Origin of the sequence: Saccharopolyspora terrae (assembly GCF_004348435.1) — a bacterium.
Classification (GTDB): Bacteria; Actinomycetota; Actinomycetes; order Mycobacteriales; family Pseudonocardiaceae; genus Saccharopolyspora; species Saccharopolyspora endophytica.
Map to the genome: position 1 here is coordinate 1 of NZ_SMKS01000086.1, position 22,787 is coordinate 22,787.

Genomic DNA, 22,787 nt, shown 5'->3' on the forward strand with positions numbered 1-22,787 from the left:
GGGTCAGGGGGCGTGGGTGTGTTGCGGGATGAGGTGAGCGGTCGTCTGCGGGCGGCGGGCTGCGTGTTCGCCGAGGACGAGGCGGAGCTGCTGCTGGGCGAGGCCGGTGATGACCCGGTGCGGTTGGAGCGGATGCTGGCCGCTCGGGTGTCGGGGTTGCCGTTGGAGCAGGTGCTGGGGTGGGCGTGGTTCCGGGGTGTGCGGATCGCTGTGGCGCCAGGGGTGTTCGTGCCGCGGCGTCGCACCGAACACCTCGTCGAGCTCGCCGTGGACGGCATCGGTTCTAGTGCTGTGGTGGTGGACGTGTGCTGCGGTTCGGGTGCGGTGGCCGCCGCCGTGCACGCCGAGCGCCCGGACGCGGTGGTGTGGGCGTGCGACGTCGACGAGCGCGCGACGGCCTGCGCGGAACTGAACCTGCCGGGCGGGCACGTGGTCACGGGGGATCTGTTCGCCCCTCTCCCCCGCGAGTTGGCGGGGCGGGTGCGGGTGATCACCGCCAACGCCCCCTACGTTCCCAGCGACGCGGTGGCCCTGATGCCTCCGGAGGCCCGCGACCACGAACCCCGCACCGCCCTGGACGGTGGGGCCGACGGCCTGTCGGTGCAGGCGCGGGTGATCGCCCAGGCACCGAGCTGGCTGGGCCCGGGCGGTGTGCTGCTGGTGGAGACCTCCCGGGAGCAGGCCGATCGCACCGCGTGTCTGATGAGCGCGGCCGGCCTGGAGGCGAGGGTGTCGCGCTGCGACGAGCTCGACGCCACGGTCGTGTTGGGGCGTTGGGGTTAGCGGTATGTGGTCTCCCAGCTCCCCGTTCGTGGCGGGTGGGCTGCTGCCCCAGCGGTCCTGCTCGCGTTGAGGCGAGCCCTCGGGTGGCGGTCTGCGTGCAGGGCCGCTGGGGGCGATCTGGTGTCGCTCAGCTGAGGGCGTTGCGGTGTTTGGCTGCGAGGTTGAGGTATTGCTCGACGGAGAGCTTGAGGGCGGCTTGTTCGTCGTCGGTGAGCTCGCGGCGGACCTTGCCGGGGGTTCCGGCGACCAGGGATCCGGGTGGGATGTCGGTGCCTTCGAGGACGACGGCTCCGGCGGCGACCAGGGAGCCGGCGCCGATGCGGGCGCCGTTGAGCACGACCGCGCCCATGCCGATGAGGCTGCCGGTTTCCACGGTGCAGCCGTGCAGGACGGCGCGGTGGCCGACGGTGACCTCGGGGTGGATGTCGGCGGGGAATCCGGGGTCGGCGTGGATGACGCTGCCGTCCTGGATGTTGGTGGCCTCGCCGATGGTGATGGTCTCCTGGTCGCCGCGCAGCACCGAGCCGTACCAGATGCTGGCGCGGGGGCCGATGGTGACGCGGCCGATGAGGCTGGTGCCGGGGGCGATGAAGGCGGCGGGGTCGATCTCGGGGGTGATGTCGTCGACGGTCACGGTCAGCGGGTCGTTCAACGGGTTTCCTTTCGGCTGGTGCGCTGCTGGGCCAGCCAGGCCAGCGCGACGTCGGTGTGTCCGTCCACTGTGTCCTCGATGCCGTCGAGGAAGCTGCGGTCGCCGTGGGTGGCCAGTTCGTCGAGGACGGCCTGGGGGTCTCCGGTGTCGATGATCTCCAGCAGGTGGGTGTGGCGGGCGACGTCGCCGTCGAGGGTTTCGTGCTCCTCGCGGGCGCGGCGGTTGAGCGCCATGGACAGCATCAGCTGGAGCTGCAGCGAGCGGTAGGCCTCTTCGAGGCGGGCGTGTCCGGACAGGCCGACCACCGAGACGTGGAACTCGAAGGAGCGCTCGAGGTAGGCGGGTCGGTCTCCGGTGCGGGCGGCGTCGGTCATGGCCTGCAGGGCCTGCTGGCAGCGGGCGCGGCGGGCGGGGTCGGTGACCGGGACGCCCAGGCGGATGGCCAGGCGTTCGAATTCGGCGCGCAGGGTGCAGATCTCGTAGATGTCGTGCAGCGTCAGCGGGGTGACGATCACGCCTTTGCGGGGCACCTGGCGGACGAGGCCTTCGCGTTCCAGGACGCGCAGGGCTTCGCGCAGGGGTGGTCGGGAGATGCCGAGCTGACCGGTGAGCCGGTTCTCCACGATGCGCTGCCCGCACAGCAGGTCGCCTCCGACGATCATGCGGCGCAGGGTGGCGGCGGCGAGTTCGACGAGGCTGGGCGGCCCGACGATGTGCGGGGCGCTGGTGGTGTTGTCCGCGGATCCGGTCACGAGTCTCCTTCGGTGCTCGGCGTGATCCTATTGCCTCGGGTGGAGCAACCTGGTCCGCCGAGCTTGTCAGCCACGATCTGCCTGCTGTAGACAAAAGTCAGGTGATGCCGATCACGGTAGCCGCCGTGTCGCCCGGCGTGGTGGGAGGCGTGGAGTGAGTACCCGATCAGAGTCAGCTCCGCTGGCTGGTGTGCGCGTGGTGGAGATCGGTGCGTTCATGGCAGCGCCCTACGCGGCGATGCAGCTGGCCGATCTCGGTGCCGACGTGGTGAAGGTGGAGAACCCGGCGGGCGGTGACCCGGTGCGCCAGACCGGGCCGTTCCTGCAGGAGCACTCCTCCCCTTTCGTCCGGCTCAACCGCAACAAGCGTTCGCTGGCGGTGGATTTGAAGACCGACGAGGGCAAAAGCGTGCTCGACAGGCTCCTGGCCACCGCTGATGTGCTCATCGAGAACCTGCGTCCCGGCGCGCTGGAAGCACTGGGGTTCGGGCCCGAGGTGGTGCGGGAGCGGTTCCCGCGGCTGGTCTACGTCGCGGTGTCCGGGTGGGGCCAGGACGGGCCGTTGGCCGCCCAGCCCGGTTTGGACATCATGGCCCAGGCCCGCGCCGGGCTGATGAGCATCACCGGCGAGGAAGGTGGTGCCCCGGTGAAGGTCGGCGTGCCGGTGTGCGACCTGGTGTGCGGGCTGTACGCGGCGATGAGCGCGATGGCGGGTTTGCGGGCCCGCGAGCACACCGGGCGCGGCCAGGTCGCCGACGTGTCGTTGTTCGAAGCCGGTGCGTCGCTGGCGGTGTGGGAGGCGGGGACGTTCTTCGCCACCGGTGACAGCGGCCGCAAGCACGGTTCGGCGCATCAGAACAGCGCCCCGTACCAGGCGGTGCGCAGCAAGGACGGGTGGGTGACGGTCGGGGCCACCACACCGAAGACCTGGCCTGCGTTCTGCCGCGCGCTGGGGCTGGCCGAGCTGCTCGACGACGAGCGCTACGGCTCCTCCTACGACCGCTACCACCACCGCGACGAGCTGATCGCCGCGATCGAGCGGGAAACGACCCGGTGGACCACCGCCGGGATCGTGGAGGCGCTGGTGGACGCCGGGGTTCCGTGCGCCCCGATCGCCGAGACCGCGCAGGTGTTCACCGACGAGCACCTGACCGGGCGCGGGTTCTTCTGGGACGCGCCGCATCCGCAGCTGGGCGCGGTGCGCCAGATCGGCTCGCCCATGCGGCTGTCCGACACCCCGCCGCAGCGGCGCTCGGCGGGGCCGGTTCTGGGTGAGCACACCGGTGAGGTCCTCGCCGAGCTGGGCGTGGGCGCGGACGAGATCGCAGGCTTGGCGCGGGCGGGAGTCATCGCCGAGCTCTGACACCACTTTTCGCGACGCGAGCTCGAGGAGGAGCGATGCGTGCGTTAGCCCTGATCATGGCGGTGGCCGCAGCGGTGTGCGCTGGGTGCGGTGGCGCGTCCGGGACCGATGACGCGGCGGGCGCGGATCGACCGGTGGGCCCGGTGACGATGGTGGTGCCCTTCGCCGCCGGAGGCGGCAGCGACATCGCCGGGCGGGCGGTGGCCGACGGGCTGGTGTCGGTCACGCCGGGCTTGAACATCAGCGTGGACAACCGCGAGGGCGGGCAGGGCGCGGTCGGCTACTCCTACCTGCTGGGCAAAACGGGTTCCCCGCAGTACCTGCTGGCCACCGAGACCTCGTTGCTGTCGCTGCCGGCGTCGGTGGAGGTGGCGTTCTCGCACCGCTCGTTCACCCCGATCTTCAAGGTCGGTGAGGACTTCACGCTGCTGGTGGCCCGTCCCGACTCCCCCATCAGCAGCTGCGCCGATGCCGTCGAGCAGGCCCGCCACCGCAGGGTGCTGGCGGCGATCTCCGGCGCGATGGGGCCGGATGCGGTGGTGTTCTCCCAGATCCGCGCCACCACCGGTGCCGATCTCGACACCGTGCCCTACGAGGGCGGCGGGGAGTCGATGGCAGCGGTGCTGGGCGGTCAGGTGGAGCTGGCGTCGCTGAACCCCAGCGAGGTGATCGGTCAGCTGCGCGCCGGGGAGCTCAAGGCGCTGTGCGTGTTCGCCGACCAGCGCTACACCTATCCCGAACTCGCCGGCATCCCTACGTCGGTGGAGCAGGGAGTCGACGTGGTGTTCGCGCAGTTCCGCGGGGTGATCGCCCCGGGCGAGCTCAACCCGCGGGCGCGGGAGTTCTGGGTGCAGGCGGCGCGGCGCTTCGCCGACTCCCCCGCCTACCGCGAGTACGTGGCCTCGGAGTTCCTGCAAGCCCGGCCCGCCTTCGGTGAGGAGTTCGGGGCGTATCTGGCCGGGGCGCAGGGCGAGCTGGAGCAGGTGGTGAGCCGATGAGCGGTGATCGCGCGCAGGTGTGGATGCTGATCGGTCTGGTGGTGCTGGGCGCGGGGTTCGCGTTCTCGGCCCCGGTCTACGGGGTCTTCGGCGAGCAGGGTCGGATCGGTCCGGGTTTCGTGCCGATGGTGGCCGGTGGGCTGCTGGCGGTGCTGGCCGCGGTGTTGCTGCGCCGCCAGTTGTCCCAGCCGGTTTCGGCGGGTGAGGTCCAGTCGGGCACCGATGATTTCGGGCGCACGGCCGGGCAGCGGGCGTGGATCCTGCGGCGGGTGTTCGTGCTGCTGCCGGTGACCGTGCTGGCGGTGCCGGTGGTGGGCATGGTGTGCGCGTTCGGCGGGCTGGTGCTGGTGATCTCCACGTGGCTGGAAGGCCGTCGTGTCCTTCCGGCGGTGGCGTTCTCGGTGGCGGTGGCCGGTGGGGTGTGGGTGGTCTTCGCTGTGCTGCTGGCCGTGCCGCTGCCGACCGGGATCTTCGGGTTCTAGAAGGGGGTGGGTCGGGGTGTGGGAGAACCTGCTGCTGGGTGTCTCGACGGCGTTGACGCCGACGAACTTGCTGTGGTGCTTCGCCGGGGTCGTGCTGGGCACCGTGATCGGGCTGCTGCCCGGCATGGGCTCGGCGACCGGCGTGGCGATCCTGATTCCGCTGACGCTGACCGTGGAGCCGGTCACCGCGCTGATCCTGTTGGCCGGGATCTACTACGGCGCCCAGTACGGCGGGACGATCACCTCGGTGCTGCTGTCGACACCGGGCGAGGCCGCCAGCGTGGTGACCACGTTGGACGGTTATCAGATGGCGCGGCAGGGCCGGGCCGGTGCGGCGCTGGCGATCGCGGCCATCGGCTCGTTCGCCGCGGCGATCCTCTCGCTGATCCTGCTGGCCGCGCTGGCGCCGCCGATCGCGCAGGTCGCGCTGCGGTTCGGGCCACCGGAGAACCTCGCGGTGATGGTGCTGGCGCTGGTGACCATGGTGGTGCTGACCACCGGGTCGACGCTGCGCGCGGCGGCCATGGCCTGCGTCGGGGTGCTCATCGCGTGCGTGGGCATCGACGCCGGAACCGGTCAGGCGCGCTACACCTTCGGCAGCATCAACCTGCTCTCGGGCATCCCCTACGTGGAGGTCGTCATCGGGTTGTTCGCCGTCGGTGAGGTGCTGCACCAGATCCGGGTCGGAGGGGCGCGTCCGATCAGGGCGGGTTTCCGGGATCTGGTGATCCGCCGGTCCGACATCCGCGATTCGGCCGGGGCCATCGGGCGCGGCAGCCTCATCGGTTTCGCCCTGGGCACCCTGCCCGGTGCCGGGTCGACCCTGGCGTCGTTCCTGGCCTACGGGCTGGAGAAGCGGGTCTCGCGCAACCGGGAGAACTTCGGCCGCGGCGCCATCCAGGGCGTCGCGGCGCCGGAGAGCGCCAACAACGCCGCCGCCAACGCCAACTTCATCCCCACCCTGACACTAGGCATCCCCGGTGGCGCCACCACCGCGGTGCTGCTGGGTGCGCTGACCGTCTACGGCATCCAGCCCGGTCCGCTGCTGTTCACCGAGCAACCCGACCTCGTGTGGGGCCTGCTGGTGTCGTTCTTCATCGGCAACGTCATCCTGCTGGTGCTCAACCTGCCCCTGGCGCCGGTGTTCGCCCAGCTGCTGCGCGTGCCCTACGGGCTGCTCTACCCGCTGATCCTGGTGACCAGCTTCGTCGGTGCGTTCGCCATCGACAACAACTTCTTCTCCGTCGTGCTCGTGCTGCTCTTCGGGTTCGTCGGCTACGGCATGAAACGCCTCGACCTGCCGATGGCGCCGCTGGTGGTGGGCGTGGTCATCGGCGCTCTGCTGGAGAAGGCGCTGGTGCAGTCCTCGGCGATCTTCGACGGCAACATGTGGCTGCTGGCCACCCAGCCCATCGCCGTGGTGATCCTGCTGATCGCCGCAGCCATGCTCACCGCACCACTGCTGGCCCGCCACCGGGCGGGAAGGAAGGAACACGCCGATGTCCGATGAACTGCTGGTGGCCGCCGACGGGCCCGTGCTGCGGGTGACGTTCAACCGCCCCGCCCAGCGCAACGCCATGAGCTGGACCATGTACGACGGGCTGGTGGCCGCCATCGAACGCGCCGAAACCGACCCCGACATCCGGGTGATGGTGCTGCGCGGCGCCGGTCAGGAGGCGTTCGTGGCCGGCACCGACATCGCCCAGTTCGCCGAGTTCACCAGCGGCGAGGACGGGGTGGCCTACGAGCAGCGCATGGAGGAGGTCTTCGGGCGCCTGGAGGCCGCGTCGGTGCCCACGGTGGCGGCGATCTCCGGCTACTGCGTCGGCGCGGGCATCGCCCTGGCCGCCGCCTGCGACCTGCGGGTGTCGACCACCACCGGCCGCTTCGGGGTGCCGGTGGCGCGCACCCTGGGCAACTGCCTGGCCATGAACACCTACTCCATGCTCGTGTTCCACCTCGGCCCCTCCCGCGCCAAGGACATGCTGCTGCGCGCCCGCATGTTCACCGCCGAAGAAGCCCACGACGCCGGGTTCGTCACCGAGCTGTGCGATCTCGGCGAGCTCGACGAGGTCGTGGACACCATGACCTCCCGGCTGGTGCAGCACGCGCCGCTGACCATGTGGGCCTCCAAGGAGGCGGTGCGCCGGTTGCGGCTGGCGACCATGCCCGACGGGGACGACCTGGTGCGCACCGTGTTCGGCAGCCAGGACTTCCGCAGCGGTGTGCGGGCGTTCCTGGACAAGACCTCGCACACCTGGAGCGGCCACTAGGAACTGTTGATGACTTGTTTTTGCTTGGCGGTGCGGGTAGCAGAAACCCCGGAAGGGGAAAGCGCAGCGGCTCCCTGGACTCCGTGCGCCGCTCCTGATGTCTTCCGCTTACCCCGGGGGGACACCGGCGTCGCGGCGTGCTCGCCACGAAACCGCTGAAGAACCTGCCGCGGTGCAAGCTGAGTCCCACACCTGACAATGCGGCTCCGCCGGATTTTCACACAGGGTCTAGCTGTTGCTGGCCAGGACGTTCATGACGGTTGTGGTCTTGCGGCACCTGGGCCAATCACGCCATGAAGGTGCGTCGGTAGGCGGTTGGTGTCAGGCCCGTGTGGGTGGCCAGGCGATCGCGGAGATTGGCGGCTGTCCCGAGGCCGCTTTGGTGTGCGATCTGGTCGATGGCGAGCTCGGTCTGTTCGAGAAGTCGGCGAGCGTGCTCGACGCGGACCGCGGTGAGCCATTGGTTCGGGGTGCAGCCGAGCTCGTTGCGGAAGCGTCGGTGGAGGGTCGCCGGGCTCATTGCGGCCCGCGCGGCGATATCGGCGACCGTGATGGGCTCGGTCGCCCGCTGCTCAGCCCAGGCGAGCGCAACCGCGAGCGGGCTCTCTGCCTCCTTGGGGAGAGGACGTTCGATGAATTGCCGTTGCCCACCGGGGCGGTGACCTGGGAACACGAGCCGGCGCGCGACGCACGCGCCGATCTCAGCGCCGTGGTCGCGGCGTACGACGTGGAGTGCGAGGTCGAGGGCGGCTGCGCTGCCGGCCGAGGTGAGGATGTCGCCATCGTCGACGAAGAGGACGGCGTCATCGACCCGGACGCGTGGATATCGAGCTCGAAACTCCTCAGCCCACTGCCAGTGCACCGTGACACGGCGCCCGTCCAGTAAGCCTGCTTCGGCGAGGGTGAACGCTCCGCTGCACATCCCGATCATTCGTGCTCCACGGTCGTACGCATGCGCGATCGCATGGAGGACATCGGGGTGGTGGGGCGCGGTCGTGTTGGGACGGTTCGGGACGATCACCGTGTCCGCCTGTTCCAGGGCCGACAGGCTGGCGATATCGGTCATCACGAAGAAGCTCTGCCGCATCGACACCTTCGACTCCCGTGCGCACATCTGAAAGTCGTAAAGCAGCCCGCCGACCTCGGGCCTGTCGATGCCGAGGACTTCGGTCAGGCACGCCAACTCGAACGGGTTCGAGCCATCGTCGACCAGGGCGACCACGGAGTGAAGGTGCGAGGAACCTTGCGACATATGCTATTCCTTGCACTGTTGGGACGAGGGGCACAAGTTCGAAGATCGGAGCATGACGAACCGACCTACGAACGTCGACACCGTCCTGGCATCCTTCCAGGAGCGCTGGAGTCCACGGATCCTTACCCGAGTCAACGATGACGATGTCCGTCTGGCCAAGGTCGAGGGCAGTTTCGTCTGGCACTCCCACCCTGACACCGACGAGCTGTTCATCGTTCTCGACGGCAGTCTCGACATCCACCTCCGAGAGTCCGGAACTGAGACCGCAGTTCACCTCGAACGCCACGATGTCTTCGTCGTCCCGCGCGGCATCGAACACTGCCCAGAGTCGCCAGAAGGCGCGAGCGTGATGCTGCTCGAACCAGCCGGAACGCTCAGCACCGGCGACTACGAGGGAGACGTTCCTGACCACATCAACTCAACAACGGGGATCCAGGTGTGACCTAGGCAGTATCGGCGTCAGGACGCCTGCACCGAGGCACTTCCGGATGAGAAGGTCGGCACCGCTATCGGGTTCATGCACAGGGCCCGTGCCTGGTTCGTCGCACACGGCATCACCCGCATCGAGCGGATTGTCACCGACAACGGGGCCTGCTACCGCGCCGAAGCCTTCGCCAGGGCTCTACTGGGCTCGCGGCACCAGCGGATCACCCCGTGCACACCTCGCCACAACGGCAAAGCAGAGCGCTACGACCGGATCATCGCCGAGGAGGTTCCCTACTCCCGCGAACGGAACTCCGAAGACCAACGCCGCGAAGCGCTCGGTGTCTGGAACATCCACGACAACTACCACCGACCCCACAGCGCCGCCGACGGAGAACCTCCCTCCTCACGACTGCGCCACGGCGTCAGCAACGTCGTGGCCTCCTGCACCTAGAGCTGCGCGGCGTCCTCCGCGGTGATCTCGGTGAGGGTGTCGCTCAGCAGCAACCAGCGGGTCGGGTTGATCTCGCGCAGGAACGCCATGTCGTGACCGGCCACGATCAGCGCGCCCTGGAAGGCGCGCAGCGCGGCGGCCAGGTGCGCGCTGCTGTCGAGGTCGAGGTTGTTGGTGGGTTCGTCGAGCATGAGCAGCTGCGGCGCGGGTTCGGCCAGCAGCACCGCGGCCAGGCTCGCCCGCAGCGCTTCCCCACCGGAGAGGGTGCCCGCCGGTTGGTCGGCGCGGGCCCCGGTGAACAGCAGCCGCGCCAGCTGCGCGCGCACCTGGTTGTCGGTCAGCGCCGGAGCGGCCTGGGCGAGGTTGGCGGCCACGCTCAACTCCGGGTCGAGGACGTCGAGGCGTTGCGGCACGAGCCGGGCGGTCACCGGAACCCGCACCTCACCCGCCTGCGGCTCGGCGGTTGCGGCCAGCAGCCGCAGCAGGGTGGTCTTGCCGGTGCCGTTGCCGCCCAGCAGCGCGATGCGCTGCGGCCCGTGCACGTCCAGATCCAGCAGCGCCCCGGTGTGCGGCAGCACCACTTCCCGCAGCCGCGCCACGTCCCGACCAGCCGGCACGCGGGTGGCGGGCAGCTCCAGGCGGATCTGATCGTCGCTGCGCAGCGCTTGCTCGGCCTGGCGGCGTTTCTCGCGGGCGGCCTGCAGGCGTTCCTGCTGGATCCCGGTGAGCTTGCCCGCGGATTCCTGCGCGGCGCGTTGCCGGGCACCGGCGAGGATCTTGGGCATGTTCTCCCCCGACTTGGCGCCGTGCCGCTTGCGGCGGGCCACCTTGACCTGGGTCTCGGCCAGTTCCCGCTGCTGGCGGCGCTCGTCGGCCTCGGCGGCGCGCAGGTCGCGTTCGGCGGCGGCCTGCGCGGTGGCCACGGCCTGCTCGTAGGCCGAGTACCCGCCGCCGTGGAAGCTGATCTCGCCTGAGCGCAGTTCGGCGATGCGGTCGACGTCGTCGAGCAGTTCGCGGTCGTGGGAGACCACGATGAGCACCCCGTGGCGCCAGCCGCGCACCGCCTCCCGCAGGCGGTGGCGGGCCGCTCGGTCGAGGTTGTTGGTGGGTTCGTCCAGCAGCAGCACCTCGGGGCGGGCCAGCAGCAGCGCGGCCAGGTGCAGCAGGACGGTCTGGCCGCCGGAGAGCTCGGCGACGCGCCGGTCCAGGGCCAGCCCGTCGAGCCCGAGGGTGGCCAGCAGGGCGTGGGCGCGTTGTTCGACGTCCCAGTCCTGCCCGATGGTGTCCAGGTGCTGCTGGGTGACCTCACCGGATTCGACCGCGGCCAGCGCCCGCAGCGTGCCGTCGATGCCGAGGGCTTCATCCACGCGCACGTCGAGGTGGCTGGTGATGGTCTGCGGCAGGTACGCGGGCGTGCCCGGCACGCTGAGGACACCGGAGGTGGGGGTCAACCGGCCGGTCAGCAGGCGCAGCAGCGTGGACTTGCCGCTGCCGTTGCCGCCGATGAGCCCGGTGACGCCGGTGGGGAAACCGGCGGTGACACCGGAGAACACCTGGGTCCCGTCGGGCCAGGTGAACGACATCTCGGTGCAGGTCACCGAGGCGGGGGTGGGTGTTGACATGGAGGATCTCGCCTTCGCCGGGCAACGGGTGGGATGCATGTGCGGCGAGCACCACGCGGCGATGATCCGTCAGGGCAGCCACCAGCGGGGTGTCCCGGTCATCGAGGTCGCTTCCACGCCCACCGGCGACGACAACCCTTCTCAGGGGTTGGTGCGGGTGTTCTCGCGTGGTGATCGCGGACCTCAGATGAGCAACAGGCACCTCTCTCGCCGGCGGCAGGACGACGACGATGCTACCGGTACCCCGGGGCGTGGCGCGCGCGATTTTCTCAGCACATCTGCGCCAGAGCGCACACGGTCTTCCAGTTCCGGCACGTCACCGGGGTGCCCAGGTGGCGTTGCAGGTGCGCGGTGGTCAGCTTCGAGCGGCCCACGCCGTCGGGGTAGTGCAGGAACACCTCCCCGTCGGCGGCGCGCGCGGCTTCGCCCCCGGGAACGGGCATGGCCGCCACCCGCCGGGCATCGACCGGGTGCAGCGGGAAGGCGACCTGCAGCTTCGGGTGCTCCACTCCCGGCGCGGCGAAGGGATGCCCCGCGGCCGCCAGCGCTCGCAGGTGGTCGCCGGGGCGGATCATCACCTCGGTGTCCAGGCCGTCGGCGGACAGCTTCTCCCGCAACGACACCGCCACCTCGTCGGCCGCCAGGGGCGCGGTGAACACCGCGTTGCCGCTCTGCAAGTAGGTGCGGGGCTGCTGCCAGCCCAGCTCGCCGAGCATCTCCCGCAACCGGGCCATCGGCAGCCGGGCGTGCGAACCGAGGTTGACCGCGCGCAGCAGCGCCACGAAGGTGCTCACCCCGAAGATCCTGCCACCGCGCCCCGACAGCGCCCACTGGGCTTCGGACACCCGACGCCGTCCTGAGCCGCACAACAGGCGAATGCCGTCACCGAGTCTTGGTTGAGGCGGAGACGCGGTAGACGGTGGCTCTACCGGCGGAGAACAGTTCGGCGAGGTCGGTGCTGTACTCGCCGGTGCGTGCATGCGCCGGCGCTGGGCGGTGAGGTCTTTCTCGCCGGTGGAGCAGCGGGCGTGGCCGATGATCGTCCCTGGGGCGCTCGTCCTCCGATGAGTTCGATCGGCCCGCGGAGTCGAACCTTCACGACGTCAAGCGCGGCGTATCGGGAAGGAGAGGCTCATGCCAGTGGGCGAGCGCAGGGTGATGATCAACGGAGCGTCGAGCTGCGTGGAGGTGCAGGGTGACGCGGACGACCCGACCGTGCTGCTCGTCGGGTCGTCGATGTTGAACTGGTCCAACGAACTGTGCGAGCGGCTCGTGGCCGGCGGACGGCGGGTGATCCGATACGACGTCCGTGACACCGGCCGATCGGAGTCGTATCCGCCGGGCGAGCCCGGCTACGCCCTCGCCGACCTCGTCGACGACGCGGTCGGCGTGCTCGACGCGACCTCGACCGAGGGCGCCCATGTCGCCGGTATGTCGACCGGGGGCTGGATCGCCCAGCGACTGGCTCTCGGCCACCCCGGACGGGCTGCGACGCTCACGCTCATCGCCAGCCGGCCGAATGCCCCCGGCCCGGTCGATGATGACCTACCCGGGCATGCCGAGGCGCTCATGGAGGTAATCATGAACACCCCGGAGCCGGACTGGTCGGACGAGCGAGCCGTGGTCGAGCACCTGGTGCTGCAGGCCAGGACGTTCGCCGGAGCGGGCTCGTTCGACGAGGCCTCCGCGCGTGCGCACGCCGACGCCGTGGTCGCCCGGACCACCGACGTCAAGTCCGCGACGACCAACATCGCCTTCGCCGACCACGGCTCGCGCTGGCGCGAACGGCTCGGCGAGATCATCGCGCCGACGCTCGTGCTGCACGGTGAGGACGATCCGTTCTTCCCGATCGGCAACGGTGAGGCGCTCGCCGCCGAGATCCCGGACGCTCGTCTCGTCCGGCTCGATCACATCGGGCACTGGCTCCCGTCCCACGCCGTCCCGGCCGTCGCAGACGAGCTGCTCGCGCACACGGCGAGCTAATCAGGCGGCTCTCGGGCCGCGGCTGGTCCGCACGGGTGTCCATCCCTCGGTGAGACGAACTCGGGACAGCTTCAGGAGTCCATGGCCTGCTGGCGCGCTCGGGCCAGGGCGTCGTCGACGGTCGGGGCCTGTTCGAACAACGCCGACAGGCCGGTCAGCTCCAGCAACCTGCTCACCCGCCCGCGACCGGGCACCACCAGCAGCTGCGCTTCGCGGCGGCCGGCGGCGTTGTAGGCCAGCATCAGCAGCTCCAGCACCGCGCTGGAGGCGAATCCGACCTGTTCGAGGTCCACGATCGCGGTGTGCAGGCGGGCGGCGGTCAGGCGCTGGCGCACGACCTCGGTGATGCGCGGCAGGCTGGCCATGTCGATCTCACCGCCGACGCTGACCACCACCACGCCCGGTTCGGGCCACTGCACGCGGACCCGTAACGCCGAACGCGACGCGCCTCCGCTGGGGTTGGCGTCGCTGGCGGAGCGGGGCGCGATGATGCCGCCCGAGCCGTGGGATGCCTGTGCGGGCAAGGACCTGGAGACGATCACGCTACCCCCTTCGTACTGGACGGGCCGGTGGTGCGAACTCGCGCGCTCCGCGTCGAACCGCCTGTGCGCTGGGACGATCACCGACCAGCTGGCGCGGCGACGACCGGGCGAAACCGCTGCACCCACCGTAGGAGCCGTGACCACCCCGCAACAAGCACTGCCACTTTCGTGTGAAATTCGGGGTGTGTCAGCGCAGGGCGGCGTCGAGGAAATCAGCGATGAGCGCCCACGTCGCCGGAGCCTGACCCGCCACCGAACCCCCGGCGGCGTGCCGCACCCGCCGCGGCGTGAAATCACGCGCCTCGTCGAGGTAGTCGTGCTCGTGCACCCGGCCGCTCATCTCGTACAACGTCGAAGGCACCCCGGCGCGCTCCAACGCCGACAGCAGCAGCTCGCTCTGGTGGAAGGGCACCAGCGGATCGGCCGTGCCGTGCAGGATCAACCACGGCGGGCCGCCCCGGCGCACCCACCGCGACGGATCGGCCTCGGCGACCCGGCCCGGCACGGTCTGGATCTCCGCGCCGATCAACCGCGACTCCGGCGAGACGGCATCATCATGGCCGCGACTGCCACCAGTGATCTGGTTGAACCGCTCCACCGCGCCCTCGGGCATGTGCCCGTCCATCAGCAGGAAATCCGTCGGCCCGTACAGGTCAACCACCGCCTGCACCTCGCTGGACACCGACGTCGGCCCCAGATCGCCCTCCAACGCCACCACACCCGCGGTGGCACCCAGCATGCTGGCCAGCCAGCCGCCCGAGGAATTGCCCATCACCGCGATGCGATCGGGGTCCAGGCCGTAGCGGGCGGCGTTGGCGCGCAACCAGCGCACCGCCGCCTTGCCGTCGTGCACCTGCGCCGGGAAGCGGGCCTGCCCGCTGGAACGCACCGCCACCGCCGCCACCGCGAAACCCCGCCCGCACAATGCCCGCGCGACCCGCTCACCGCCGGTGTTGCCGTTGTCGGCCAACCACGCCGAGCCCGCCGACCACACCACCACCGGGCACACCCCGGTGGCCTCCGGCGGCAGGTACAGGTCCATGCGGTGAGCGTTGCCGACCCGGGGCGCGTAGCTCAGATCCCGCATCACCACGTACGGCTGCCCGCTGACCCGCACCCGCCACCACCTCCACGCCGGAAACGATCAAGAGCCCACCATGTCAAGATCGAACCCGTCTGGGAAGACGATCACCCGAACGCACCCGACCTCTGGGCCGGAAGTGGCGAGTTCTCGCCGGGCGCGGCATGCCTTCCCCCGGCCACCGGCCGCCACACCTGGCCCACCGACAACCGCAACTCGCCGTCGACGGCGTCCACGGTGATCTCATCACCGGCACCGGCCTCACCGCCCAGCACCATCCGCGCCAACCGGTTGTCCAGCTCCCGGGAGATCACCCGCCGCAACGGGCGGGCACCGAACTCCGGCTGATGGCCGCGCTCGACCAGCCAGTCCAACCCCGCATCGGTGACCGACAACCGCATCCCCTTGTCGGCCAGCTGCGCCCGGGTGCGCTCCAGCAGCAAACCCCCGATGCGGCGCAGCTGCTCGAGGCCCAGCGGCCGGAACACCACGACGTCGTCGATGCGGTTGATGAACTCCGGGCGGAAGAAACCCCGCAGCTCCTCCAGCACCACCACCGCCGACGCCGCCGCGTCACCACCCGAATCCAGGATCCGATCGGCCCCCAGGTTGGAGGTCATGATGACCACGACGTTGCGGAAATCCACCAACCGGCCCTGCGAATCGGTCAACCGCCCCGCGTCCAGCACCTGCAGCAACGTGTTGAACACATCCGGATGCGCCTTCTCGACCTCGTCGAGCAGCACCACCGAGTACGGCTGGCGGCGCACCCGGTCGGTCAACTGCCCCGACTCCCCGTAGCCCACATACCCGGGCGGGGCACCGATCAGCCGCGACACCGAGTGCTTCTCCTGGAACTCCCCCATGTCCAACCGCAGCAACCGGCCCGCATCCCCGAACAGCGCCTGCGCCAACGCCCGAGCCAGCTCGGTCTTGCCCACACCCGTGGGCCCCAGGAACAAGAAGTTGCCGATCGGCCGCTCCGGGTCGGCCAACCCCACCCGGGCCCGCCGCACCGCCTCGGCCACCGCCGCCACCGCCGCGTCCTGCCCCACGACCTTGGCCTGCAGCTGCTCCTCCAGCCCCAGAAGCCGCGAGACGTCCTCGGCGCTGACATCGGCCACCGGGATTCCGGTGCGCGAGGCCACCACATCGGCGACGTCGTCGGCCACCACCGTCGGCTCGAACACCGCCGCCGAGCGCACCTGCCCGCCCCGCCGCAACCGCACCCGGCTGCACGCCTGATCCAGCAGGTCCACCGCCTTGTCCGGCAAGAACCGGTCGGCGATGTAGCGCTGGGACAGCTCCGCGGCGGCTGTGAGCGCGGCCTCGTCGATGCGCACCCGGTGGTGGCGCTGGTAGCGCTCCCGCAAACCCCGCAGCACCACCACGGTCTCGTCCACGCTGGGCTCGTCGACCATGATCGGCGCGAAACGCCGCTCCAGCGCCGGATCCTTCTCGACGTGCTTGCGGTACTCCTCGACCGTGGTGGCGCCCAGCAGCCGCACCTCGCCGCGCGCCAGCGCGGGCTTGAGCATCGTGCCCGCGTCCATCGACCCCTCACCGGCGCCGGCACCGACGATGCTGTGCAGCTCGTCGATGAACACCAGCACCGACTCGCGGTTGGCGCGGATCTCGGTGAGCACGTCGCGGAACCGCGACTCGAACTCGCCCCGGTACTTCGCCCCGGCCACCATGCCCGCCAGATCCAGCGACACCACCCGCAGATCCGCCAGCGACCACGGCACCTCACCGGCCACGATCCGCCGCGCCAGGCCCTCCACGATCGCGGTCTTGCCCACGCCCGGATCACCCACGAACACCGGGTTGTTCTTCGAGCGCCTGCCCAGCACCTCGATGGCCTGCTCGATCACCGCGTCCCGGCCCACCACCGGATCCAGCTTGCCCGCCCGCGCCAGCTCGGTGAGATCCATCCCGAACTCGTCCAGCCGCGGGGTCAAGCTCAGCACGCTGCGACCGCCACCGCCCTCACCGAGCTCGATGGCTCGCGCCAACGCACGGCCGGCCACCGAATCGGCGTCCGCGGCCAGCCCCAGCACCACGTGCCGCGCACCCACCACATCAGCGCCCTCGGCCAACGCCTGCCGGTAGGCGCCCAGCAGCGCCCGCCGCGCCGCCGAGGACAGCACCGGAGAGCCCTGCAACAGCGGTTCCTGCACGGCGATCACCGCCGAGCGCACCGCCTCGGCGAGCTCACCCACCCGCACACCCGAGGAACTCAGCAGCTCGGCCGTGGCCGGAACCTGCGTGACCGCCCACAGAAGGTGCGAGCTGTCCAACTCGGGAGAACCCCAGTCCACGGTGGCCCGCACCGCCTTGGACACCACCTCGTGCGCCTGCTCGTCGAGCAGCGCGCTCAGCGCCGCCGACTGCGCGGCCGCCTCACCGGAACCGGCGAGCACGTCGCGGAACAGCGAATCGAAGGCAGCAGAGGAGTCTCCGGCACTGCCGCGATCCAACCGTGCCACCTCCACACACGACGAACATCGCCCGCCGACCCGAAAACCCGGATGCGGCAGGCGATGTCGAACCTCAGCGGACGGCCACCCACCCCCGCGACAACGGTGGCTCGACCGGTGAACACCTCACCGGGATGCCGCCGCCACCGTCGGTGCCGCTCGCAAAACCCCTGCGCACGGACCCCTTCTCGCACCCGGAAACCCGGCGCCACCGCGCATGATCATTGTGGCACGAGGAATCCGGCAACCCGGGCCCGGGTGCGCGGCGGCTCAGCTGGCGCGCTGTTGTGCCTGCTCTATGGCATCGGCCAACCGCGACAGCTCCTTGCCGATGTGCGACAGGCGCTCGGACATCACGCTGGCGTGCCCCGACAGCGGCCCCACGTGACCGGCCGCGCGCAGCCACTCGGTGACCCCCGACAGGCCACCCGACATGCCCTCCACGGTCAGCGAGAAACCGCGCATGACCTTCTCGATCTCCTCGACGCTGTGCGCCACACCCGGATCGCGCAGCCGCTCGCCCAGCGCCACGGTCGCCTCGCCGACCTGACGAGCGACCTCCGAGGAGTAACCCGACTCGGCTCCCGCCTCCTCACCGCGTCTGCCCGAGCGACGCGACGGCGGGCCGTGCTTACCCGCCTGAGACGACGAGTGGTCGGAATGTCCAGCGGCAGTCATAGCGAACCAATCAACCCGAATCCAGTACCAACTCCACCCCGACCACCACGCGCCCGGCCGGTCCGGCACGTGTTGTCCGGATCCCGGGCTTGTCGCAGCACAGGAGTAGGTGCGGAGAGGTTAGCGCGTCCCGGCCGGGCGTGGTGAAGGCGATGCGCAAGCATTATCTTCAGACCCCGCTGAACCCGCCGAGATCACCCCGCCGCGCCCGCGGCGCCACCAGCCGAGATCACCCACCGGACTTACTGCGGTGCGCACGGTGATCGGTCTCAGCGCTGCTCGCCGAGCTCGGTCAGCAGCGCGTTGATCTCCTCATCGGTGGTGGCGGCGAAGTCCCGGTAGAACTGCCCGACCGCGGCGAAACCCACCGGTTGCAGCACGCACACCACCGCATCGGCCTCACCGCGCAGCGCCCGTACCGACTCCGGCGACCCCACCGGCACGGCCAGCACCAGGTGCCGGGGCCCGGCCTCGGCCAGCATCCGCAACGCCGCCCGCGCGGTGGCGCCGGTGGCCAGCCCGTCGTCGACCAGCACCGCATCACGACCGGCCAGCTCCACCGGCTCACCGTGGTAGAGGTGCTCGCGGCGCGCGGCCTCAGCGCGCTCGCGCTCGCAGGCCGCCGCCAGATCGTCGAGGTCGAGCCCGAACGAGCGCACCAGCCCGTGGTCGTAGCCGGGCGGGCCGTGCGCGGTGACCGCGCCCAACGCCAGCTCGGGCTGACCCGGCGCGCCGATCTTGCGGGCCACGCACACCCGCAGCGGGGCACCCAGCTCCCGCGCCACCTCGGCGGCCACCGGAACACCTCCGCGCGCCAGACCGAACACCACCGGGTCGACCAGGTCCAGGCCGTGCAGGTGCCCGGCCAGCACCTGACCGGCGTGGGCGCGATCGTCGTAACCGGTCGCGCCGGAGTGCCGGGATCGCGTTCGAGGCATCGCGCGCCCCTTCCCACCACATCGGGGCCACCCCTGGGGGTGCCCACCGCGGTGGTGCGGGCAAACCGCCGTCACCGCCGCAGCGCGCTCACCCGCAGCACCCGCAGCCGGTTGAGCGCCGCGGCCACCTCCAGCGGCCGGGGTACCGCGAAATCACCCACGAACCGCTCGTCGACGGCCGCCACCCCGCGCTCGGCGATGTCGGCGGCCAACGCCTCGAGCACCTCGGCGATGCTGGCGCGCCCGTCGAGCACACCGCGCCGCGCGCAGCTCACCAGCGCCAGGCCGATACCGGTGACCTGGGAGGCGTCGACGATCTGCTCCACCCCGCGCAGCTCCACCGTGGACTCGCCGAGGGTCAGCGCGTCGGTGCCGCGGGCGCGGATCTTGGGGCGTTCGGTGGGGATCGAGCGCGGATCGACCACCCGGTGGCCCAGCGGCGGGTAGCCGTCGGCTTCGCTGTGCCGCCCGGTGGGGCGGGCCTGCGCGAGCTGCCGGGCCCGGTCGGTGACGTCGCGCGCCCGGTAGGCGTCCATCATCACCACCCGGTCGGCGACGTCCATGTAGTCACCCGAGCCGCCCATGACCAGCACCGTCGACACGCCGTGAGTGGTCCGCAGCGGGCGGATGAGGTCGACGAACGGCGTCAGCGGCTCGGCGTCCTTGGCCACCAGCTCCTGCATGCGGGCGTCGCGGATCATCAGGTTGGTCGCCGCGGTGTCCTCGTCGACCAGCAGCACCCCGGATCCGGCCTCGACGGCCTCGGTGATCGCGGCGGCCTGGGAGGTCGATCCGGAGGCGTTGTCGGTGGAGAAGTCCCGGGTGTCGGCGCCGGTGGGCAGGTGCGAAACGAACGGGCTGACGTCCACCCGGTGCACGCGCCTGCCGTCCTCGGCGCGGACCTTGGCGGTGTCGGCGCGCGCCACCACCAGCTCGCGGCCGTCCCCGGGAACGTGGTCGTAGACGCCCTGCTCCAGGGCGCGCAGCAGCGTGGACTTGCCGTGGAAGCCGCCGCCGACGATGAGGGTGATGCCCTCGGGCACGGCCATGCCGGTGACCTCGCCGCGGTGGGGCAGGCGCACGGTGGCGCGCATCGACTCCGGTGAGGAGAACGCGACACCGCTGGTCAGGGGGCGTTCGTCGATGCCGCTGCGGCGCGGCAGGATCGCTCCGTCGGCCACGAAGGCCACCCAGCCGCGTTCGGTGAGGGCCTCGCGCAGGGCGTGGGTGTCCTCGACGCTGTCGACGAAGGCGCGGGCCTGCTGCTGGTCGGCGGTGCTCCAGCGCAGCGCGGTCTCGACCGCGTGGGGCAGTTCGTCGCAGAGGGTGCGTTCGGCGGCGCGGCCGTCGATGGTGCGGCCGCGGCCGGGCAGGTCGATGCCCATGCGCACCCGCACCGCGCCCTGGTGGATCTGGCAGGAGCTGCGGTCGAGGACCTGCTGGCCGCCCGCGTCGACCCGCAGCCTGCTGTCGTCGAGCGCGCGGTGCAGCCGCCGGGCCAGGTGTCCGGCCAGGGCGCGGGCGCGCACCGGGTTGTCGTGGAGGTCGGCGGGCAGACCCGCGTGGTCGGCGTCGACGGTGACCTGCACGCGGCTGGCCGGGGCGTAGGGGTCGGGTTGGACGCGCTGGACCTGCAGGGTGAAGCCGTCGAATCGCCAGGAGCCGGTCAGCGACTTGTAGCGGCCGTAGCTGGCGCCGTGCATGCCGCCCAGTTCCTGGCGCAGCCGCTGCGCGTCGCCTCGGGCGGCGGTGGGGTCGCGCTGGGGCTGGGCCGGTGAGGTGCGGGGGCCGCTGTGCCGGGGCCCGCCCCGGCCGCCGTGTCGCTGTGCCATGCACACAGGGCTACCGCAGCGGCGCCGGAATCTCCAACCGGCCATGATCCAGGCCACAGTGGACACACTGTGGACCCGTGTGGTCTGCGGGTTTCCCCCGAAACTGCGAAACATTCGCGCGTCGTGATCGGGCACGGGTGCTGACGTCGGGTTATCCTCTGCGGGCGCCCGCAAGATCAGCCGTCAACGACCTTCCGGGCAGGCCGCGGCGGGTGTGCCGCCGCGACCGGCCCGCTCTCACACCGGCACCCCGCCCGGCGGGTGTGCCGGTGTCCAGTGAGGAGGCCAGAGATGTTCCCACCGTCCGGTCGTCACCGGTGTCGCGCGGCATCGCCCCGCCGCAGGGGTTCGCTGGTGTTACTGGCCGTCGTGGCCGCCCTGATCGGGGCTGCCTCCCCGGCGCAGGCCGCCGCACCCCGCCTGGATCCGAACGACACCCACGGCGCGTGGATCGGCCACAGCGCGGGCCGCGAGGCCTCCGGTGAGCGGACCTCGGGGCAGGTGCCGGCCGGTGCGCTGGCGGGCATGGACGTCAGCGGTCACCAGGGGCAGGTCGACTGGCCCCGGGCGTACGCCGACGGGGCGCGGTTCGCCTACGTCAAGGCCACCGAGGGCAGCGGGTTCCGCAGCTCGTCCTACGCCCAGCAGTTCCACGGCGCGGCGGCGGCGGGAATGGTGCGCGGCGCCTACCACTTCGCGCTGCCCGACCGCGCGCCCGGCGCGGTGCAGGCGAACTTCTTCGTCGACAACGGCGGCGCGTGGACGCCGGGCTCGGGCACGCTTCCCGGTGTTCTGGACATCGAGCACAACCCCTACGGCGAGACCTGCTACGGGATGGACCCGGTGAGCATGTCGCGCTGGATCGCCGATTTCTCGGGCACCTACCAGGCGCGCACGGGCAGGGCTCCGGTCATCTACACGACGGCGTCGTGGTGGAACCAGTGCACGGGCACCAACCCGGACTTCGCGGCGCACAACCCGCTGTGGATCGCCCGGTACGCCCCGGAGATCGGCCCGCTGCCGGCGGGCTGGAACTTCCACTCGTTCTGGCAGCACTCCGACACCGGGCCGCTGCCGGGCGGCCAGGACGTCTTCAACGGTGACTTCGGCCAGCTGGCCGCCTTCGCCGGCTGATCACCGGACACAACAAGGTGGGCCGTCCCTTCTCGCGGGACGGCCCACCTTCTGCGTTGTTCCAGCGGTGCGTTCTACTGCCCGAGCAGCTCCGGCGGGATGGGCTGGTCGTTGTTGATGGCCTCGAACATCTGGCTGGCCTTCTCCTTGTCCCAGACGATGACCGAGCCGCCGTCGGAGTCCTCCCCGAAGCGCCCGAAGGGCACCTGGGTGGTCACCCCCTGGCCACCGCTGACGTCGCCCATGGCCAGGGCCAGCGACATCAGGTGCCAGATGTGGTCGGAGTCGTTGACCAGGAAGGTCTTGCTCGCCCCGGAGGCCAGCGGGAACAACCGGAACGGGTTGATCAGCGTGGCGGGGCTGGTGCCCTTGTCGACCAGGGCGCCCAGCAGCTTGCGCTGGTTCTCGGCGCGTTCGAGGTCGCCACCGTCCAGGGAGTAGCGGGCCCGGACGAACCCGAGGGCCTGGGCGCCGTCCAGCTCCTGGCAGCCCTGGGGCAGGTGGACGTTGGCCATGGGGTCGTCCATGGGCTTGTCCAGGCACATGTCGACTCCGCCCACGGCGTCGACCAGGTCGGCGAACCCGCTGAATCCGATCTCGGCGTAGTGGTCGATGTGCACGCCGGTGTTCTGCTCGACGGTCTGGGCCAGCAGCTGCGGCCCGCCGAAGGAGAACGCCGAGTTGAGCTTGGTCTTGCCGTGCCCGGGGATGGCGACGTAGGAGTCGCGCGGGAGGCTGATCAGCGCCGGCTGCCCACCGCCGCTGGGGATGTGCACCAGCATCATCGAGTCGGTGCGGCGCCCACCGGCATCACCGGCGGAGAGCTCCTCGCGCCGGGCGTCGTCGAGCCCTTCGCGGGAGTCCGAGCCCACCAGCAGCCAGTTGCTGCCCGCCGAGTTGCCCGCCTGGCCTTCGAAGTCCAGGGCCGCGGTGCGCTGCAGCATGCTGTCGAAGTAGAACACCAGCGCACCCAGCAGCACCACGACGATCAGCAGCGCGATGCCGATGCGCTTGCCCCAGCGGGGCCTGCTGCGCCGCCGCGGCGGCGACAGGTACGACTACTAT

The 22,787-nt window shown here is 71.0% G+C and carries 21 protein-coding genes and 1 pseudogene; 10 read left to right on the plus strand and 12 right to left on the minus strand.

The annotated features are described in order from the left end of the window. Positions 1 to 18 precede the first annotated feature (18 nt). Positions 19 to 783 (plus strand): putative protein N(5)-glutamine methyltransferase, encoded by a 765-nt coding sequence (locus tag E1181_RS28350; protein WP_207922360.1) that lies wholly within the window; start codon positions 19 to 21, stop codon positions 781 to 783. A 127-nt stretch (positions 784 to 910) separates the two neighbouring features. Here E1181_RS28350 and E1181_RS28355 read toward each other — a convergent pair whose 3' ends face one another. Both E1181_RS28355 and E1181_RS28360 read right to left on the minus strand, forming a co-directional pair. Next, positions 911 to 1,435 (minus strand): gamma carbonic anhydrase family protein, encoded by a 525-nt coding sequence (locus E1181_RS28355; protein ID WP_207922359.1) that lies wholly within the window; start codon positions 1,433 to 1,435, stop codon positions 911 to 913. Next, on the minus strand, positions 1,432 to 2,187 hold the full coding sequence (locus tag E1181_RS28360; protein ID WP_132679487.1) for a GntR family transcriptional regulator: 756 nt from the start codon (positions 2,185 to 2,187) through the stop codon (positions 1,432 to 1,434). Before E1181_RS28360 ends, E1181_RS28355 begins: the two co-directional genes overlap by 4 nt. A 154-nt stretch (positions 2,188 to 2,341) precedes the next feature. Here E1181_RS28360 and E1181_RS28365 point away from each other — a divergent pair, with 154 nt between their 5' ends. From E1181_RS28365 to E1181_RS28385, 5 genes are read left to right on the plus strand one after another with little or no spacing between them, the layout of a single operon-like run. Then, entirely contained in the window at positions 2,342 to 3,550 is a 1,209-nt protein-coding gene (locus E1181_RS28365) for a CaiB/BaiF CoA transferase family protein (protein WP_268952512.1), read from the plus strand. Positions 3,551 to 3,585: 35 nt separating this feature from the next. Then, the gene (locus tag E1181_RS28370; RefSeq protein WP_235877112.1) at positions 3,586 to 4,548 is read left to right on the plus strand and encodes a tripartite tricarboxylate transporter substrate binding protein; all 963 of its coding nucleotides are present in this window, start codon (positions 3,586 to 3,588) and stop codon (positions 4,546 to 4,548) included. After that, positions 4,545 to 5,030 carry a tripartite tricarboxylate transporter TctB family protein gene (locus E1181_RS28375; protein ID WP_235877113.1) on the plus strand — a complete coding sequence of 162 codons (486 nt, stop codon included), beginning with the start codon at positions 4,545 to 4,547 and terminating at the stop codon, positions 5,028 to 5,030. The genes E1181_RS28370 and E1181_RS28375 overlap by 4 nt, the downstream gene beginning before the upstream one ends. A 16-nt stretch (positions 5,031 to 5,046) precedes the next feature. Next, positions 5,047 to 6,540: a tripartite tricarboxylate transporter permease gene (locus tag E1181_RS28380; protein WP_132679488.1), complete on the plus strand. Its 1,494-nt coding sequence runs from the start codon at positions 5,047 to 5,049 to the stop codon at positions 6,538 to 6,540. After that, positions 6,530 to 7,303, plus strand: coding sequence for an enoyl-CoA hydratase/isomerase family protein (locus E1181_RS28385; RefSeq protein ID WP_132679489.1), 774 nt, complete (start codon positions 6,530 to 6,532; stop codon positions 7,301 to 7,303). The genes E1181_RS28380 and E1181_RS28385 overlap by 11 nt, the downstream gene beginning before the upstream one ends. 286 nt (positions 7,304 to 7,589) lie before the next feature. Here E1181_RS28385 and E1181_RS28390 read toward each other — a convergent pair whose 3' ends face one another. Then, on the minus strand, positions 7,590 to 8,555 hold the full coding sequence (locus E1181_RS28390) for a GlxA family transcriptional regulator (protein WP_132679490.1): 966 nt from the start codon (positions 8,553 to 8,555) through the stop codon (positions 7,590 to 7,592). Positions 8,556 to 8,607: 52 nt separating this feature from the next. On the opposite strand from E1181_RS28390, the gene E1181_RS28395 reads away from it, so the two are divergent. Together E1181_RS28395 and E1181_RS28400 are read left to right on the plus strand one after the other, a co-directional pair. Beyond that, complete coding sequence (locus E1181_RS28395; protein ID WP_132679491.1) at positions 8,608 to 8,997, plus strand: cupin domain-containing protein; 390 nt, start codon at positions 8,608 to 8,610, stop codon at positions 8,995 to 8,997. Positions 8,998 to 9,021: 24 nt separating this feature from the next. Further along, a pseudogene (locus tag E1181_RS28400) lies at positions 9,022 to 9,432 on the plus strand (integrase core domain-containing protein); the annotation flags it as partial. On the opposite strand, the gene E1181_RS28405 reads toward E1181_RS28400, so the two are convergent. Both E1181_RS28405 and E1181_RS28410 read right to left on the minus strand, forming a co-directional pair. Continuing rightward, on the minus strand, positions 9,429 to 11,054 hold the full coding sequence (locus E1181_RS28405) for an ATP-binding cassette domain-containing protein (RefSeq protein ID WP_132679492.1): 1,626 nt from the start codon (positions 11,052 to 11,054) through the stop codon (positions 9,429 to 9,431). The pseudogene E1181_RS28400 and the gene E1181_RS28405 sit on opposite strands and share 4 nt — an antisense overlap. Positions 11,055 to 11,323: 269 nt before the next feature. Further along, on the minus strand, positions 11,324 to 11,899 hold the full coding sequence (locus E1181_RS28410) for a DUF1697 domain-containing protein (RefSeq protein WP_165944773.1): 576 nt from the start codon (positions 11,897 to 11,899) through the stop codon (positions 11,324 to 11,326). A 289-nt stretch (positions 11,900 to 12,188) separates the two neighbouring features. Here E1181_RS28410 and E1181_RS28415 point away from each other — a divergent pair, with 289 nt between their 5' ends. Next, complete coding sequence (locus E1181_RS28415; RefSeq protein ID WP_235877114.1) at positions 12,189 to 13,037, plus strand: alpha/beta fold hydrolase; 849 nt, start codon at positions 12,189 to 12,191, stop codon at positions 13,035 to 13,037. Between the two features lie 71 nt (positions 13,038 to 13,108). On the opposite strand, the gene E1181_RS28420 is transcribed toward E1181_RS28415, so the two are convergent. The 6 genes from E1181_RS28420 to E1181_RS28445 all read right to left on the minus strand — a co-directional run bounded on the left by E1181_RS28420 (position 13,109) and on the right by E1181_RS28445 (position 20,588). Beyond that, positions 13,109 to 13,579 (minus strand): STAS domain-containing protein, encoded by a 471-nt coding sequence (locus E1181_RS28420; protein WP_132679494.1) that lies wholly within the window; start codon positions 13,577 to 13,579, stop codon positions 13,109 to 13,111. A 187-nt stretch (positions 13,580 to 13,766) separates the two neighbouring features. After that, complete coding sequence (locus E1181_RS28425) at positions 13,767 to 14,696, minus strand: alpha/beta hydrolase (RefSeq protein WP_132679495.1); 930 nt, start codon at positions 14,694 to 14,696, stop codon at positions 13,767 to 13,769. 71 nt (positions 14,697 to 14,767) lie between these two features. Further along, complete coding sequence (locus E1181_RS28430; RefSeq protein WP_132679496.1) at positions 14,768 to 17,140, minus strand: ATP-dependent Clp protease ATP-binding subunit; 2,373 nt, start codon at positions 17,138 to 17,140, stop codon at positions 14,768 to 14,770. Between the two features lie 270 nt (positions 17,141 to 17,410). Continuing rightward, positions 17,411 to 17,818, minus strand: coding sequence for a hypothetical protein (locus E1181_RS28435; protein WP_132679497.1), 408 nt, complete (start codon positions 17,816 to 17,818; stop codon positions 17,411 to 17,413). Between the two features lie 269 nt (positions 17,819 to 18,087). Beyond that, the gene (locus E1181_RS28440; RefSeq protein WP_132679498.1) at positions 18,088 to 18,756 is read right to left on the minus strand and encodes a phosphoribosyltransferase; all 669 of its coding nucleotides are present in this window, start codon (positions 18,754 to 18,756) and stop codon (positions 18,088 to 18,090) included. A 71-nt stretch (positions 18,757 to 18,827) separates the two neighbouring features. Beyond that, positions 18,828 to 20,588, minus strand: coding sequence for an ABC-ATPase domain-containing protein (locus E1181_RS28445; protein ID WP_132679499.1), 1,761 nt, complete (start codon positions 20,586 to 20,588; stop codon positions 18,828 to 18,830). 354 nt (positions 20,589 to 20,942) lie between these two features. On the opposite strand from E1181_RS28445, the gene E1181_RS28450 reads away from it, so the two are divergent. Next, positions 20,943 to 21,722, plus strand: coding sequence for a lysozyme (locus E1181_RS28450; protein WP_235877116.1), 780 nt, complete (start codon positions 20,943 to 20,945; stop codon positions 21,720 to 21,722). A gap of 74 nt (positions 21,723 to 21,796) precedes the next feature. Here the strand turns inward: E1181_RS28450 and E1181_RS28455 are convergent, their stop codons facing one another. After that, positions 21,797 to 22,705 (minus strand): LCP family protein, encoded by a 909-nt coding sequence (locus E1181_RS28455; RefSeq protein WP_235877117.1) that lies wholly within the window; start codon positions 22,703 to 22,705, stop codon positions 21,797 to 21,799. Positions 22,706 to 22,787 lie beyond the last annotated feature (82 nt).

Coding starts and splice junctions, on each gene's coding strand:
- E1181_RS28370 (WP_235877112.1), top strand. CDS start 3,586: ATGCGTGCGTTAGCCCTGATCATGGCGGTGGCCGCAGCGGTGTGCGCT.
- E1181_RS28375 (WP_235877113.1), top strand. CDS start 4,545: ATGAGCGGTGATCGCGCGCAGGTGTGGATGCTGATCGGTCTGGTGGTG.
- E1181_RS28385 (WP_132679489.1), top strand. CDS start 6,530: ATGTCCGATGAACTGCTGGTGGCCGCCGACGGGCCCGTGCTGCGGGTG.
- E1181_RS28390 (WP_132679490.1), bottom strand. CDS start 8,555: ATGTCGCAAGGTTCCTCGCACCTTCACTCCGTGGTCGCCCTGGTCGAC.
- E1181_RS28395 (WP_132679491.1), top strand. CDS start 8,608: ATGACGAACCGACCTACGAACGTCGACACCGTCCTGGCATCCTTCCAG.
- E1181_RS28405 (WP_132679492.1), bottom strand. CDS start 11,054: ATGTCAACACCCACCCCCGCCTCGGTGACCTGCACCGAGATGTCGTTC.
- E1181_RS28415 (WP_235877114.1), top strand. CDS start 12,189: ATGCCAGTGGGCGAGCGCAGGGTGATGATCAACGGAGCGTCGAGCTGC.
- E1181_RS28435 (WP_132679497.1), bottom strand. CDS start 17,818: ATGACTGCCGCTGGACATTCCGACCACTCGTCGTCTCAGGCGGGTAAG.
- E1181_RS28440 (WP_132679498.1), bottom strand. CDS start 18,756: ATGCCTCGAACGCGATCCCGGCACTCCGGCGCGACCGGTTACGACGAT.
- E1181_RS28445 (WP_132679499.1), bottom strand. CDS start 20,588: ATGGCACAGCGACACGGCGGCCGGGGCGGGCCCCGGCACAGCGGCCCC.